The following is a 238-nucleotide window of genomic DNA, read 5'->3' on the forward strand; positions in this document are numbered from 1 at the left end:
ATCGCTCAGGAAGAGGCTGTCCCCGTTCGCGCCAAGCTTCGCGACCAGATCAAGAGCCGTATTGACATACTTACCGCGGAACTCGCGGCGGCCAAAAAGGCAGCTGCCCTTGACGCCAAATGGGCAACAATGATGCTCGTTGTGAGCGCAAGTCTCGGACTTCTTGCTTCAATCCTGCTGGCAGGTGGCATAGTGGTGTTCGTGATCACGAGACCGCTCGCCCGTTTGGTGAGTGTGC

General features: G+C 57.6%; 1 pseudogene. It reads left to right on the forward strand.

Annotated features, from left to right (window positions below):
- A pseudogene (locus tag MFF64_RS37320) lies at positions 1 to 238 on the forward strand (methyl-accepting chemotaxis protein); the annotation flags it as partial.

The sequence above is a fragment of the Methylobacterium frigidaeris genome, from assembly GCF_022179185.1.
Taxonomy (GTDB): Bacteria; Pseudomonadota; Alphaproteobacteria; order Rhizobiales; family Beijerinckiaceae; genus Methylobacterium; species Methylobacterium frigidaeris.